Source organism: Chitinophaga oryzae (assembly GCF_012516375.2).
Classification (GTDB): Bacteria; Bacteroidota; Bacteroidia; order Chitinophagales; family Chitinophagaceae; genus Chitinophaga; species Chitinophaga oryzae.
On sequence record NZ_CP051204.2, the window covers coordinates 3477741 to 3491096 of the forward strand.

Consider the following 13356-nt stretch of genomic DNA (forward strand, 5'->3'; position numbering starts at 1 on the left):
TACCATGAACAAAGAGACGAACCAACCATTCGTATAGCCATCCCGTAAAAAATCCTGTTCACTGCTAATGAACAGGATCGGCGCCTGGTGCTGCTAACACCAGGTGCTGCGGGTAATTTAAACATCACGCTGATGATCATTTATTAATCACCCAACATCAAAAGTATGATTTTACCCGCTTGGAACCAAGCCGGAATCGATTTCCGTTTCCCATCAACCAAATTGTGGAGGATTATGAAGTTATCCGCCGTTATTATGCTGGCGGCCTGTTTACAACTCAGTGCCACCGGCTATTCGCAGCGATTACAACTGTCTCTGAACGACGCGCCTGTCAGCAAGGTATTCAGTGAGCTACACCGGCAATCGGGGTATACTTTCGTGTATACCGCGTCACAGCTGCGTCAGACAGAAAAAGTTACGTTAAACCTGAAGGACGTTACGCTGATGCAGGCGCTGGACAGCTGCCTGCGCAATCAGCCGCTCGCCTATACCATCCAGGATAACATGGTGATTATCCGGGAACGTCCCATCCCGCCACCGCCGCCTATCCGCGTGGCAGGCTTCATCTATGATGAGAACGGGCAACCGGTGCCGGGCGTGTCTGTCGGCGTAAAAGGCACCACTAAAGGCGCCATCACCAATGCCAACGGAGAGTTTATCCTGCCGGAGGTAGCGCCCGACGCTGTACTGGTGGTGTCTTCCATTGGTTACCAACCGCAGGAAGTACCGGTCAATAGCCGGCCCGCCATTAAGGTAGTGCTGAAAATCGCGCCGCAGGCGCTTGATGAAAAAGTGGTGATCGGTTATGGCTCCGCCAGAAGGAGAGACCTGACCGGCTCCATCGCCAAGGTGGCTTCCGTACAGCCGGAACAGAATATGTCGTCCAACACGGTCAACGGCCTGCAGGGCCGCGTGGCCGGTCTGTTCGTGAAACAGGGCGACTCCAGGCCCGGAGCTGTTCCTCAGTTCACCATCAGGGGGATACAGACGCTGCAGACAGAAGTGGGCGGCGGTTCCAATCCCCTGATGGTAATAGACGGACTGGTGGTAGATGCCGCCGGCACCGGCGCTAATGCCAACTATAACCTGGCCAACCTCAACCCGCAGGATATTGAGTCCATAGAAGTGCTGAAAGACGCTGCTTCTTCAGCGATATATGGTGCAAGAGGCGCACAGGGCGTTATATTGATCACTACCAAAAAAGGTAATTTCAACAGCAAACCGAATGTTAACGTGAACGCCTATTGGGGCGTCACCAAAGCTGTTTTCAACTACAACCCGCTGAACACGCAGGAATACGGAATGATGTTCCGCGAAGCGCGAAACAACCGTATCAGCGATATCGACAAACAACTGGCCGGTGGCGGACTGACACCCGACCAGATTGCCAGCCTGAACACTGAAAAAGGGCTCATGCAGGCGCAGATCGATAACCTCGGGCTGGGCACGGCAGACAACAACTGGCTGAAGAAGATCACCCCTTCACTGGCGATGACCAGGAATATACAGACCAGCGTATCCGGCGGTACCGACAGGACCACCTACTACCTTTCCTTCGGACAATATTCCGAAGAAAATTCTATCGGGAAAGGACGTTTTTCCCGCTACTCCGGTAAGCTGGCCGTTACCCAGAAACTATTCAACTGGTTCAAAGCAGGGGCAGATATCGCCATCTCCAGTGTACTGGACAAAGACATTGACATGATGGGCTCTCCTCTCGCCAATGCCATGGGAGCCAGGCCTGATACGCCCGATTCCATTAAATATAACAGCGACGGTACCTACGGTTACTGGTACGGACTGCAGGAACATCCCTATGCAAGAAGGGATGGCTATACCAGCGCCAGACGCACCTGGAACTATGTCGGCAACTTCTTCGGGGAAATCACCCTGCCGAAGAACTTCTCCTTCCGCACCATGCTGGCTGCCTCAAAGAGCGACGTGACAGAAGAAACGTTCGATAACCCGATTAGCTATATGGGGCAGGCCCGGCGTGGAGTTTATCAAAATATTGGCAACAAGGGACTGCGCTACACCTGGAACAACGTCCTGAGCTACCGTTACCAGCTCGACAAATGGAGAGGCGATGCGGTACTGGGACAGGAATACACCGATAACAGCTATAACACCAGCGGCTACTCGCTGATCGGTTTCCCTGCCACGCCAAGCCTCTGGAAACCAGGCAACGCCTCCGCGTTTGACAACAGCTATGCCTCCAGGAACCGCGAGTTCCGCGAAAACTCGCAATCATTTTTCCTGCGTACCAACATGAGCTGGGACCATAAATACCTGTTCAGTGCTTCCCTCAGGAGAGACGGTTCTTCCAAACTGAAAGACTTCCGCTACGCCTGGTTCCCGGCAGTTTCCGCAGGCTGGGTGGTCAGCAGCGAACCTTTCATGAAAGAACAAAAATGGATCAGCTACCTGAAAGTACGTACCAGCTACGGTATCACCGGTAATATCCGTCCGCTTGGCTTAACAGACGTCACCAGCCTGCTTGCCACGCAAACCTACCTGAACGCCCCGGCCCTGCAACTGAATGCCCGGCTGGGTAATCCGGCGCTTAAATGGGAGCGCACCCGGCAACAGGACATTGGCCTGGAAGCACGTTTCCTTAACGACCGCTTAAGCGCCACCATTGAGTATTACAGCAAGAAAACCGACGGTTTGCTTTCTTCCGTTCTCATCCCTTCATCCAGCGGCGGCTTCACCAGTCAACGCGTAAACCTCGGCGCCATGGACAACCGCGGCGTGGACATTGCCATCAACTACAGCAGCGCTGCTTCCGGCGCCAACAGCTTCAAATGGAACGTCGGCATGGTGGGCAATATCAACCGTAACCGCATTACACAGCTGCGCGACAGCATCATGAACTATGCCGGCTATTACCCCGGCGGCCCGATGGGCTTCGTCGTCATGGGACAGCCTGTAGGCATGCTGCAGATGTACAACGCACAGGGGGTAGATCCGCAAACAGGAGATGTGATATACGAAGACACCAACAAAGACGGTGTGATCAACCAGGCGGACATGATCTATCTGCCGGTAGCGCAGCCTAAATTCAGCGGCGGTTTTAATGCCGAAGCTTCCTGGAAAGGTTTCAGCGCCTCCGCGCAGTTCGTTTATACCGTCGGTAACAAGATCTACAACCTCAGCGACCAGTTCGCCCGCTTTTATGGCCTGAGCGATGAAACCGGCGTGATGGAAAACATGCCCGACTGGGTACTGGACCGCTGGACCAAACCCGGTGACAACAGTCACTACCCGCGCGCGGTAACCGGGCCTCACGGCGCCGGACAAACGACCGACTGGAACAGCAGGCCATCTACCTTATACCTGTTCAGCGGCTCTTACCTCCGCTTCAAAAACTTTACGCTGGGCTATGATTTCGCCGGAAGGATCGTGAAGAACAGGATGTTCGAACAGTTACGGTTATACGGAGCCGTGCAGAACATCTTTATCCTTAAAGACAAAGGTCTGAAAACGGGAGACCCCGAACAGGCGCTGGAAAACGGCGTACAGCAGGCGATTGTGCCCATGCCGCGTACCGTTTCCATCGGTATCAACGCCCGGTTCTGATTTTCTTATGCTAAAAAGATTATAACATGCTGACATATAAAAATACTTTGCTGATATTGGTTACCGCGCTTTCACTGGCTGGTTGCAGCGGTAAACTGGATGAACCACAGCCGGATACTTCCATCGACCTGGACCGCCTGCAGCCGCAGGAACTGCCACTGTTATTACAGGGCGCCTACAAGCCGGACGGCGTTTATTACCAGTCCTACCCGGTATGGGACATCTATAGTGATGATATCGTATCCATACAGGGCGGTACGCCTGCCCAGTTTAACCCCCTGGGTTATGACGCGTGCAATCCCACGGTAGAAGATGGTTTTGGTAACAACCGCACCACTGCCAGCGCTTACAAAAGCATCGGCAATGCCAATATTATCATCAATTACATCAGAAGTAAAAAATTGTCAGACCAGTCGCAGGTACTGGGAGAAGCGTTGGCCCTGAGGGCCTACCAGTACACCCGGCTGGTTGAAACTTACGGTGGCGTCATCCTTACATTGGACACAGAAACGGATATCAACAAAATCCGCCGTGACAAGAATACGGAAGCAGAAGTATATGCCGCTATCGTGGCGGACCTGACAGAAGCCATTCCGCTGCTAAAGGATTTTACCACGCCTAACGCCGCCTGCCGGCAAACAGCGCAGCTGTTGCTGGCGAGGGTGTACCTGCAACTGGGTAAAAACCAGGAGGCCGCTGATCTGGCCGCAGCGGTGATCAGCTCCGGAAAATTCGCTCTTGTCAGCAGCAACTATGGACAGATCTTCCAGTTCGCCACTCCTGCGAAAGAAATGATGTGGAGGGGTGTAGATGGGCCGCTCAGCGCCAACTTCAACCGTTATGGCATGTACTCCTTTTACAGCCCCGGCGCTCCGTTTAAAGGAAACAGCCCCGGGCTGACCTGGATGAGCGAAGACCTCGTGGCGCTGTACGAGCCAAACGATATCCGGAAGCAACTGTTGCACCGCCAGCGCAATGCCGCTACAGGGCTCCAGGTGACCTACCTGCTGAAGTATTCCGCAGACACATTACAGCCGGCTGCTTCATCTTATGCTATCTATCCGTATATCCGTTACAGTGAGGCTTTCCTGATCGCGGCGGAAGCCAGTGCCAGGAAGGGCGTGGTAGACGTGACCTATTACAACCAGCTGAGAGCTGCCCGTAAAGCCAGCACCAAAAGCAACGGCGACTTTGCGAACGCCGCTGCTTTCCTGAAAGAGCTGGAAAATGAAAGAAGAAGGGAGTTTGCAGGAGAGGGCCGCCGCTGGCAGGACATGCGCCGCTTCGGTACGGCTATTCCTTTCCTGGCCACCAAAGGCAAGGATGCTACCCGTTTATATCTGCCATTTAACTCTATCGATATTGCGCGGAATCCGAAACTAACACAGAACAAAGGATACTGAGTTTTAACTGTTCCATCTCCTATGCCAGGCCGGTCTTCATCAGACCGGCCTTTTTTGTTATTGGATTCTTTGCCGTTCTTTCAGCAGTTTGGCCCTGTCGATGTCTTTTTGCGCATCCTTTATATTGAGCTGATTCGGCAGCTGCGTTTTCAGCCGGCCTCTGTTCTCGAAGAATTCGGCCCGGTTACTGTTAATCAGTATCGCCTTGTTGAAGTCTTCCAACGCGGAAATATTCTGTTTCAGCTGTAGTTTGATCATACCCCGGTTGTTGTACATCATCGGTAATTGTTTGCTGCTGATCCTGTCAAACAACTTGTCGATCTGTTCCAGTGCCTGCTGGAATTTCTTCTCCTGGTACAGCTGATTGGTCCGGTTGAGCAGCTGCTCAATGCCTTCGGCTTTGACGAGGCTGTCAATATTCAGAAAGCTGCGTACAGACGCGCCCGGCTGGTTGACGAAGTTATACCCCTTAGCGATGGCCGCGAGCCTTTTGGCTTTGGTGGGGTGGCTGCATCCTGCTTCGAGTTCGGGAGAAGGGTGATTGTCGATCGCCCGGATACCTGATTCCGCCTGAGGCAGGGTACCTTGCAGTTTTTTGATGATATAGCCGGAGAAAAAATCTGCTTCTAATTCTCTTTGCCTGGATAGAGCGTACGTGAGTCGTTTGTTCCGGAGCGAGTGGCCCAGGAAGTGGTGCCCTACCTCATGTGCGAAGATCGCAAAAGTCACCCAATCGGTATTCTGCGCCACTAGCCTGTTTAGATATTCCCGGTTATATAAGATATACCGTGTACTGTCGCCCCGCGTCATAACGGCTTTAAATACGGGCCCGGGAAAACGGCATTCATACAGGACGAAATTGGCGGCCGTCTGATTGTCGTTGTCCATGCCCAGCAGTTGCTGGATTTTAACAACGACCATAGCAGGAGTGAGGCCGTCAGGGCTCAACGATGGCATCATGTCCGGGATGCATTGGTCTTCCAGCTGATTACTGACAAATCCGCAGGAGAATATAAAGTATTTGTCTTCCGGGATGGTATCGTTCGTCGGTTGTGCAGGTAATGCCTCCTGGCCGTATACCGTACTTTGTCCGTGCAGCAGTATGATGGCGGAGCATAGCAGCAGGCGCTTTATATAGGTTGCCATTATCGTGTGAGGTTATAGGTGACAGCCAGGAAATTACCCCATCGGTGGAAAGACTCCGTTTCTACGGTGGTCCCCATAGCGGACCTCGCTACTACCTGTCCTTCCTGGTATTTGGACGACAGCAGGGTAGCCTGTGTCAGCGTCCATCCAAAGCTTGCGACAATCCGTTGGTCACGGCCTGCGGCGAGAGAAATGCCGGCGTGGTAGTTGAATTTGGTGGAAGAGCCGGTGGACAGGCTTACTCCTATAGCCAGCGCCGGCTGGACGGCCCATCCGGTCCTGTAGTAGGCATGCATCAACGCTCCCAGAGAAGGGATTACTTTATTGCGGTTATCGTTGCGGGCAATGGTGGCGTGGTCCGGATCGCCGGCGATACTGTCAAGCCGGTAAGACTGATCAAAAAAGTTGTTGTTGCCGAAGTTCATAAAAAAGCCGGTGCTGAAGTCGATTTTAAAGCCGCCGAATGTTTTTACGATAATCGGCGTTTGCAGGCCCGGGTCGGCGCAGATAGTGTTGTCTTTTGGATCTATTTTGATCTCAAATTTCAGTTCATCCTTGTCTGCCAGGGCGGTCTGCCGGATGGTATAATTGACCGGGGTGATCATCTTATAACTGTTCGCGATTAAAGTCTTCTGGTCAAGCAGGACGTAGTTGTCCACCAGGTCGCCGGCTTTGGAGACAATCGTCTTATTGGACTGTACAGCATCCACTCTTTCATAGGTGATTCTGATGGCTTTTTCGAGGATAGTGCTGTCTTTGACAAAGTCCATTGATTTGGCGCCTTTCTTCAGTGGCTGCAGACCAGCCATCACGTTATCCGATACCTCTTTGAATGGTTTCACTTCCTCTTCTATGTCTTTTTCCAGTTGTTCGAGGTTCGCTTTTTCGGTGGTAGCTATTTTCGTGTAGTGGTCGATGATGTTCGTCACCTGGGCGAGCAGCAGGTCCTTAGAGGTGGCTGCAGTCTCGTTCTTTATTTTATTATTGTTGACGAAAGCAGTGGTTGCAGTCAGCAGATCCTGTTCTGCTTTTGCATAAGTGCCGTCACAGGCGTCTTTGACGGTTGTCAGCTCATTTTTGTACAGCAGGCTATGTTGCAGTACATCGACTGCTTTCGTGAAGTCTTCCAGGCTTTTCCAGTAGCTGTCCAGTTTGTCATTGAGCTTTTTGTAGCTGGCTTTGAAGGGCGTTAGTTCTTCCTGCAGTTGCGCTCTTAGCGCCAATACGCCATCGTTAAAAGCGAAAGATGATCCTTCGTCTGGTTTGGGATCTTCCGTTGTATTGAGTTTAACCGCCGACCCGTCCAGCTTTTTAAGAATATCGGGCTGCTGCAGGAAGAAATTGGTGCTGGTACTGTTTACCTGGATATTGTACCGGCTTTTGTTGATGTTGACGATCTCCAGTACGACCAGGCTGCCATGGCGTGCTTTGTGCCTGATGTTGGATTGGGGCAAATGCTGGTAATCGATCCGGATAGTATCTGGTGATTGAGCGTAGGCCGTCGCCACAGGCAACAGGAAAAATAGCGTAAAGATTTTCTTCATGTGTGAATCTTAGGGATGATAAATGAGGAATAACAATCAGGGGTGTTTTGCTGCTTCAGTGAATAGTTGAAGCTAATATAGGGATTATTTATATATCTGCAAAGTTTCCTTGTTGGAACTTGTCAAAGTTTTTTTGTCAAACCGGGAGGCAGCCATCGCGCTGAATAATGTATTTTTTGCCGATAGCGTAATTATTTGTTATTTTATCCTGCAGAAGTTAATTTTTCCTATAGCACGTACCGTTCGGGATCTTAAAATAACTATTTAGATAATTATTCCACCCCCAATTAAATACACCAAAATCAAATTCAAAAACTATAACTATGGATTTTAAAGATGCAATTAAACAGCTTGGTGACAGAGTGGTCAAGCTGAAGTCTCAGGTACTTACTGAAGAGGCAACGAAAAACGCTTTTATCATGCCATTTATCAAAGAGTTAGGTTATGATGTTTTCAACCCGCTTGAAGTTATCCCCGAATTTGTTGCTGATATAGGAATAAAGCAAGGCGAGAAAATAGACTACGCTATAATAAAAGACGGCGCCCCTATCATTCTGATAGAATGTAAATGCCATACCGGGCCACTTAGTGTACACAACGCATCCCAACTCTTCAGGTATTTTCATGCTACCAAAGCTAAGTTTTCAATTTTGACTAATGGTATAGAGTATCGGTTTTACACAGATCTTGTTGAGCCCAACAGAATGGATGAAAAGCCCTTCTTCGTTTTTGATATAACAGAAATGAAGGATACTCAGATAGAAGAGCTGAAAAAATTTCACAAAACGAACTTCGACTTCACAAAAATTGTGAATACAGCAAGTGAGTTGAAATATACAAATGAATTAAAGTTACTCATTGCGCAGGAGCTGAATAATCCATCGCCTGATTTTGTGAAATACTTCGCACGACAAATTTATCCTGGTGTCGTTACACAGAAAATAGTGGACCAGTTTACTGAGTTAACGAAGAAGTCATTCACCCAGTATATAAATGACATCATAACTGATCGGCTTAAATCGGCTTTGAGTAAAGAAGCCGAAGCACAAAAGCTGGAAGCAGCTACTGTTGAAAACGATAGCTCACCGGTGGAGGATATTCCCAAAATAGTGACTACTCAGGAAGAGATCGACGGTTTCTTAATAATAAAGTCGATTTTAAGGCAAATTGTATCTGTAAACAGGATCGTTTACAGAGATGCACAGTCTTATTTTTCTATCCTGCTGGATGACAATAATCGTAAGACGATCTGTCGGCTGTATTTCAATGGTGCCAAAAAGCAGGTAGGATTGTTTGACAGCAATAAAAAAGAATCGAAGGTAGAAATTCTTAATCTCGATGACTTATATACCCATTCTGTAGCCTTACAGGAAACCGTAAAAAATTACGACAGCAAGAAGATGTCAGCTGAAACAGAATTAGAAAACAGTAATTAAAGAGTATTGCATAAATATTAATATATAATAATTTTTTAATTAATAGATTGTTGAACGAATTCTGAGTTTATAAAATAAGAGGCTTGTAAGCTTTGCTTACAAGCTTTTTGTTTCCAGGACCCCGCCAGTCCCTTTATTCTAAATTATTGTCCGCTCTAATTCCTGTACTTTTACCCGATAGCCAATACCTTTGCACCAGCAAACAGCCCGTTTTGCCGTGGTTGTTGTCTTAAAAACAGGTTATCGTATGAGAGTTGTTATGTTGATGCTGGCGGGCATGCTGTTATGGGGCGCCTGCCGGCAGCCGGAGAAAAAACTGCCTTACCTGGGTACGCCGGTGGTTACCGAACATTTCCGGAACGGTAAGGTGGTGTATGACTCCGTCTATCCGGTGGTGCCTGATTTCTCACTGACCGATCAGGACAGTATGACCGTTACCCCGCAGACATTCCGGGGGAAAATATATATAGCGGATTTTATTTTCCTGTCATGCCCTACTATCTGCCCTAAAATGAACGCCAACATGTTGCAGGTGTACCGGCATTTTAAGTCGGAAGACAGGGTCAATTTCCTGTCGCATACCATCGACCCTAAGCATGATACCATACCCAGGCTGAAAGCGTTTGCCGGCAGCCTGCAGATAACGGATCAGAAATGGCGGTTCGTAACGGGCAACCAGGATACGATATTCCGGCTGGCAGAGAAAGGCTATTACGTATCGGCCGTGAAAGACAGTACGGATCCGGTCAATTACATCCATAGCGGAGGAATGCTGCTCATAGACGCGCAACGGCATATCCGGGGCATCTATGACGGCACCAGTAAGGAAGCCATGCAAGTGCTTATCAATGACGTTCAAACCCTCCTCAGGGAAGAAGCACAAAAAATTTGAAGAAGATATTGTCCATATGGCTCCTGGGTATCATACTTGTGCAAAGTACGGGTAACTGCTGGATCATTGCCGCGTTTTACCTGAACAGGAACCGTATCGCCAGTACGCTGTGCGTGAACCGCTTTGAGCAGATTCCGGTATGCCGCGGGATCTGCTACCTGCAACAGAAACTGGAAGAGAATGAACATCAGCAGGACCGGGCGCCGGAACTTAAGCATAAGGAAGTGCTGCTGTTTTTTGAACCGGTTACCACGCCGACCCTCGGCCTGCCACCGGAATCGAAGCAGCCGTCCGGCATTTATATATCTCCCTATTTTCCCACCACCCACCAGCACCCCGTCTTTAAGCCTCCGGTCTGTTAGCTTCACTGACAAGAGACCATTTAACGTTACCAATCTTTTATATGCTTATGAAAACAGAAGAAATAGCTGTTTTGTCGCTGAGCATGTTTCAGGGGGGTAGTGATTATTGCTGGGTGGGTGACCTGGAGCATGTGCTGGAGAAATTCCCTGTACTGGAATTTCCCAACAGACGACGTTTTTACATACTGATGATCATAGAAAGAGCGCAGGGAACGGCTATTATAGACGGCCATACCCTGCGGCTGGACCACCCAAAGATTATCTGCATCCATCCCGGAAGTATATTCAGCCTGGAGATAAACCGGAAGGCCATGGGCACCCTGCTCTGCTTTACGGAAGACTTTTTCTCTATCCGGTATAACAACAATGCACTGTCCAACTTCACTTTCCTCGAAAGGGAATATGGCAGCCATGTACGGTTGACCGAAGAAAAAGCTGCGGAATGGGAACAGCTGGCGGCTTTCATGAAAAAGGAATACGCAGGGCAACAGAAAGGGGCGGACAGCGTCCTCAGATCTTTTCTGAATATCATGTTGTGTAAGCTGGACCGTGAGTTTTCCCATGTGGTACCACTGATGAAAAAAAACACGTATGAGGAAAAGATCAAGCAGTTCAGATCATTGCTGGATGAACATTTTGTGGCACATAAAGCACCTTCTTTCTACGCCTCCAGGTTAAATATCACCACCAACTACCTGAACAAGCTATGCGGAAAATATCATGGCGTGTCTACCGGTGAACTGATCAGAAAGCGGATCACCATTGAAGCGCAACGGCTGTTGCACTATACGGTGCTGCCCATTGCGGACATCGCCAAGCAGCTGGAGTTTGAAAGCGTGTCTTACTTTATTACTTTTTTCAAAAGGAACGTAGGTACGACACCGGAAAATTTTCGAAAAAATCATCAATAAAACAGGATGGATAAACATTCAACAGGAGAAAAAACAGCAATCAGGGTAGAGGTACGTGTCCGTAAAGACATTAAAATCGTACCGCGCCCCAGGATTGTTAAAATGAATCTTAACTAAAAAAACAACATATGCTGAGAGATACAGTAGACGTACTGAAAGAAAACGAACGGAAGTTCAACCGCAGCAGAAGAATGCTGAAAGCCGTATTGGTACTGCTGTTGTCGCTGATGGCGCTGTTGCAGTTTAACCATATCACGGCATTGCTTAAAAGTATTTTTTAAACATTTTTTATCTCATGAAACTAACAGATTTTATATCAAGATATGTAGACCCTGAGAACAGGAATGTGATTGACACCATCATATGGGCCAACAGAATAGCACTGGTGGTGCTGTTTTGTTGCCTGGTACTGCTGTTGGTCCGTATGTAGTTCCCGCGGCAGTGCCGGAACTTTATATTGTTGTCACTGAAATCAGCATTGCCACTGGTTTTTTTCTAAGTATTTATTTATTAAATCAGCAAAAGCCGGCTTGTTTTCTGAAACTTCCGGCTTTTCTGTTTCTTCGCTTTTATCAGCCACCAGTCTAACTTTGCGGCATACTAAAAGTATTGTCGCATGGACTTTCCAATGTTTCATCTCGACTGGCTGAACGACCGGTTTCTGATAGCGGTGATCGCTATTGTGCACGTATTTATCAATCATGGCCTGGCGGTCGGCTTTATCCCCTATATCGCCTGGCTGGAGCAAAAAGGCGTAAGGATGGCCGGTGCAGCTAAAATTACCGATCCCGATTGGGACCATCTCGTATACCGGAAAATGAAAGTCGCCTTTATCATTACTACTACGCTGGGGGCAATGACAGGCGTAGGGATCTGGTTTTCCGCCGGTCTGATCAGCCCTTCTTCCATCGGCAGCCTTATCCGGGTATTCTATTTTGCATGGTTCGTGGAGTGGCTGACATTCGTGACGGAAGTGGTACTGATCATGATCTATTTTCTGACATGGAAACAGAGCAATCAATCCCTGAAAGCCAAAATAAGACATATCCGATTCGGTTGGTTTCTGTCCGTTTTCTCATGGATCACCATGTGCATCATCGTTTCCATCCTTGGGTTTATGATGGACCCGGGCAACTGGAACAATGACCATTCGCTGATCAGCGGTTTTACAAACCCTATATATCTGCCGCAGCTGTTTTTCAGAACACCCACGGCCATGGTGCTGGGCGGCGTATTCGGGATGTTACTCACTACTTTGTTTGCCGCGCGGGATTCCACCTGGAGGGCTACCGCCCTGAAAGATGGCGCAAAGTGGGTGCTGTGCTGGGCGCCCGTTTCATTGGTGGCGGCTGTCATCTACTACAGCGCGATGCCGGAAGCAATGCGCGAAAATATGAGTACGGCGGTAGGGACCATGGAATTTGCCCGATACTATGATCTGCTGCGTTACATCATTCCCGGAGCGGTATCCCTGGTGGTGGTCCTCGGCGTATGGACATGGCTCCGGCCCCGTTCCGTCCGCATGTGGATGGTGCTGGTGCCTTGTATCGCTGCTTTCGGGTTTCTGGGGATTTTTGAGCGGGTGCGGGAATTTATCCGTAAGCCTTATGTGATAGGGAGGTACATGTATTCCAACCTGTTAAGGGAAGAAGACTATCCGTTGTATAAACGGGACGGGCTGCTGACATACGCTACCTATGCGACCGCCGGTAAGGTAACGCCGGAGAATAAGTTAAGCACCGGGCAGGATGTCTTTATGCTCTCCTGCAGCCGCTGTCACACTACCAACGGTATCAATTCCATTGTGTATGTCTTTGAAAGGCTTTATGGCGCCGGCAAACCGCTGGACGAAAACTCCGTGGCGGCCTATATCCCCAATATGCACCAGGGGCGGACTTACATGCCGCCGTTTCCCGGGAACGCTGAAGAACTTCATGCCCTGGCCGCCTATATCAAACATCTGCAGCTGACAGGAGAGACGCTGGAAGGAGCCCAGTCAGCAGGAGTAACGGTCAATCCGGACAACAACATGAACAACACCAAACCTTTAGCCGATACGGCGCAATCGAAATAATAATTACTA

Annotated in this window: 11 protein-coding genes; 9 read left to right on the forward strand and 2 right to left on the reverse strand. The window is 49.2% G+C overall.

The features are described 5' to 3' along the window. Positions 1 to 234 precede the first annotated feature (234 nt). Together HF324_RS14515 and HF324_RS14520 are read left to right on the forward strand one after the other, a co-directional pair. The gene (locus HF324_RS14515; protein ID WP_168803166.1) at positions 235 to 3579 is read left to right on the forward strand and encodes a SusC/RagA family TonB-linked outer membrane protein; all 3345 of its coding nucleotides are present in this window, start codon (positions 235 to 237) and stop codon (positions 3577 to 3579) included. A 26-nt stretch (positions 3580 to 3605) separates the two neighbouring features. Beyond that, on the forward strand, positions 3606 to 4982 hold the full coding sequence (locus tag HF324_RS14520; RefSeq protein WP_168860134.1) for a RagB/SusD family nutrient uptake outer membrane protein: 1377 nt from the start codon (positions 3606 to 3608) through the stop codon (positions 4980 to 4982). Positions 4983 to 5039: 57 nt separating this feature from the next. On the opposite strand, the gene HF324_RS14525 is transcribed toward HF324_RS14520, so the two are convergent. After that, positions 5040 to 6128: a hypothetical protein gene (locus tag HF324_RS14525; protein WP_168860135.1), complete on the reverse strand. Its 1089-nt coding sequence runs from the start codon at positions 6126 to 6128 to the stop codon at positions 5040 to 5042. Further along, on the reverse strand, positions 6128 to 7672 hold the full coding sequence (locus HF324_RS14530; protein ID WP_168860136.1) for a hypothetical protein: 1545 nt from the start codon (positions 7670 to 7672) through the stop codon (positions 6128 to 6130). The genes HF324_RS14525 and HF324_RS14530 overlap by 1 nt, the downstream gene beginning before the upstream one ends. 323 nt (positions 7673 to 7995) lie before the next feature. Between HF324_RS14530 and HF324_RS14535 the strand changes: the two genes are divergently transcribed. The 7 genes from HF324_RS14535 to HF324_RS14560 all read left to right on the forward strand — a co-directional run bounded on the left by HF324_RS14535 (position 7996) and on the right by HF324_RS14560 (position 13347). Beyond that, complete coding sequence (locus HF324_RS14535; protein WP_168803170.1) at positions 7996 to 9108, forward strand: type I restriction endonuclease; 1113 nt, start codon at positions 7996 to 7998, stop codon at positions 9106 to 9108. A gap of 247 nt (positions 9109 to 9355) precedes the next feature. After that, on the forward strand, positions 9356 to 10000 hold the full coding sequence (locus HF324_RS14540; RefSeq protein ID WP_220101318.1) for an SCO family protein: 645 nt from the start codon (positions 9356 to 9358) through the stop codon (positions 9998 to 10000). Further along, positions 9997 to 10362: a hypothetical protein gene (locus HF324_RS14545; protein ID WP_168860137.1), complete on the forward strand. Its 366-nt coding sequence runs from the start codon at positions 9997 to 9999 to the stop codon at positions 10360 to 10362. The genes HF324_RS14540 and HF324_RS14545 overlap by 4 nt, the downstream gene beginning before the upstream one ends. 47 nt (positions 10363 to 10409) lie before the next feature. Next, entirely contained in the window at positions 10410 to 11273 is an 864-nt protein-coding gene (locus tag HF324_RS14550) for an AraC family transcriptional regulator (protein ID WP_168860138.1), read from the forward strand. A 128-nt stretch (positions 11274 to 11401) separates the two neighbouring features. Next, positions 11402 to 11554 (forward strand): hypothetical protein, encoded by a 153-nt coding sequence (locus HF324_RS14555; RefSeq protein WP_168803173.1) that lies wholly within the window; start codon positions 11402 to 11404, stop codon positions 11552 to 11554. Positions 11555 to 11568: 14 nt separating this feature from the next. Then, complete coding sequence (locus HF324_RS33605; RefSeq protein WP_258539528.1) at positions 11569 to 11703, forward strand: hypothetical protein; 135 nt, start codon at positions 11569 to 11571, stop codon at positions 11701 to 11703. A gap of 186 nt (positions 11704 to 11889) precedes the next feature. Continuing rightward, complete coding sequence (locus tag HF324_RS14560; RefSeq protein ID WP_168803174.1) at positions 11890 to 13347, forward strand: c-type cytochrome; 1458 nt, start codon at positions 11890 to 11892, stop codon at positions 13345 to 13347. Positions 13348 to 13356: the final 9 nt, after the last annotated feature.

Bases quoted from the DNA above. Each gene is read 5' to 3' on its own strand.
- HF324_RS14515 (WP_168803166.1), top strand. From the start codon at position 235: ATGAAGTTATCCGCCGTTATTATGCTGGCGGCCTGTTTACAACTCAGT.
- HF324_RS14520 (WP_168860134.1), top strand. From the start codon at position 3,606: ATGCTGACATATAAAAATACTTTGCTGATATTGGTTACCGCGCTTTCA.
- HF324_RS14525 (WP_168860135.1), bottom strand. From the start codon at position 6,128: ATGGCAACCTATATAAAGCGCCTGCTGCTATGCTCCGCCATCATACTG.
- HF324_RS14530 (WP_168860136.1), bottom strand. From the start codon at position 7,672: ATGAAGAAAATCTTTACGCTATTTTTCCTGTTGCCTGTGGCGACGGCC.
- HF324_RS14535 (WP_168803170.1), top strand. From the start codon at position 7,996: ATGGATTTTAAAGATGCAATTAAACAGCTTGGTGACAGAGTGGTCAAG.
- HF324_RS14540 (WP_220101318.1), top strand. From the start codon at position 9,356: ATGAGAGTTGTTATGTTGATGCTGGCGGGCATGCTGTTATGGGGCGCC.
- HF324_RS14550 (WP_168860138.1), top strand. From the start codon at position 10,410: ATGAAAACAGAAGAAATAGCTGTTTTGTCGCTGAGCATGTTTCAGGGG.
- HF324_RS14555 (WP_168803173.1), top strand. From the start codon at position 11,402: ATGCTGAGAGATACAGTAGACGTACTGAAAGAAAACGAACGGAAGTTC.
- HF324_RS33605 (WP_258539528.1), top strand. From the start codon at position 11,569: ATGAAACTAACAGATTTTATATCAAGATATGTAGACCCTGAGAACAGG.
- HF324_RS14560 (WP_168803174.1), top strand. From the start codon at position 11,890: ATGGACTTTCCAATGTTTCATCTCGACTGGCTGAACGACCGGTTTCTG.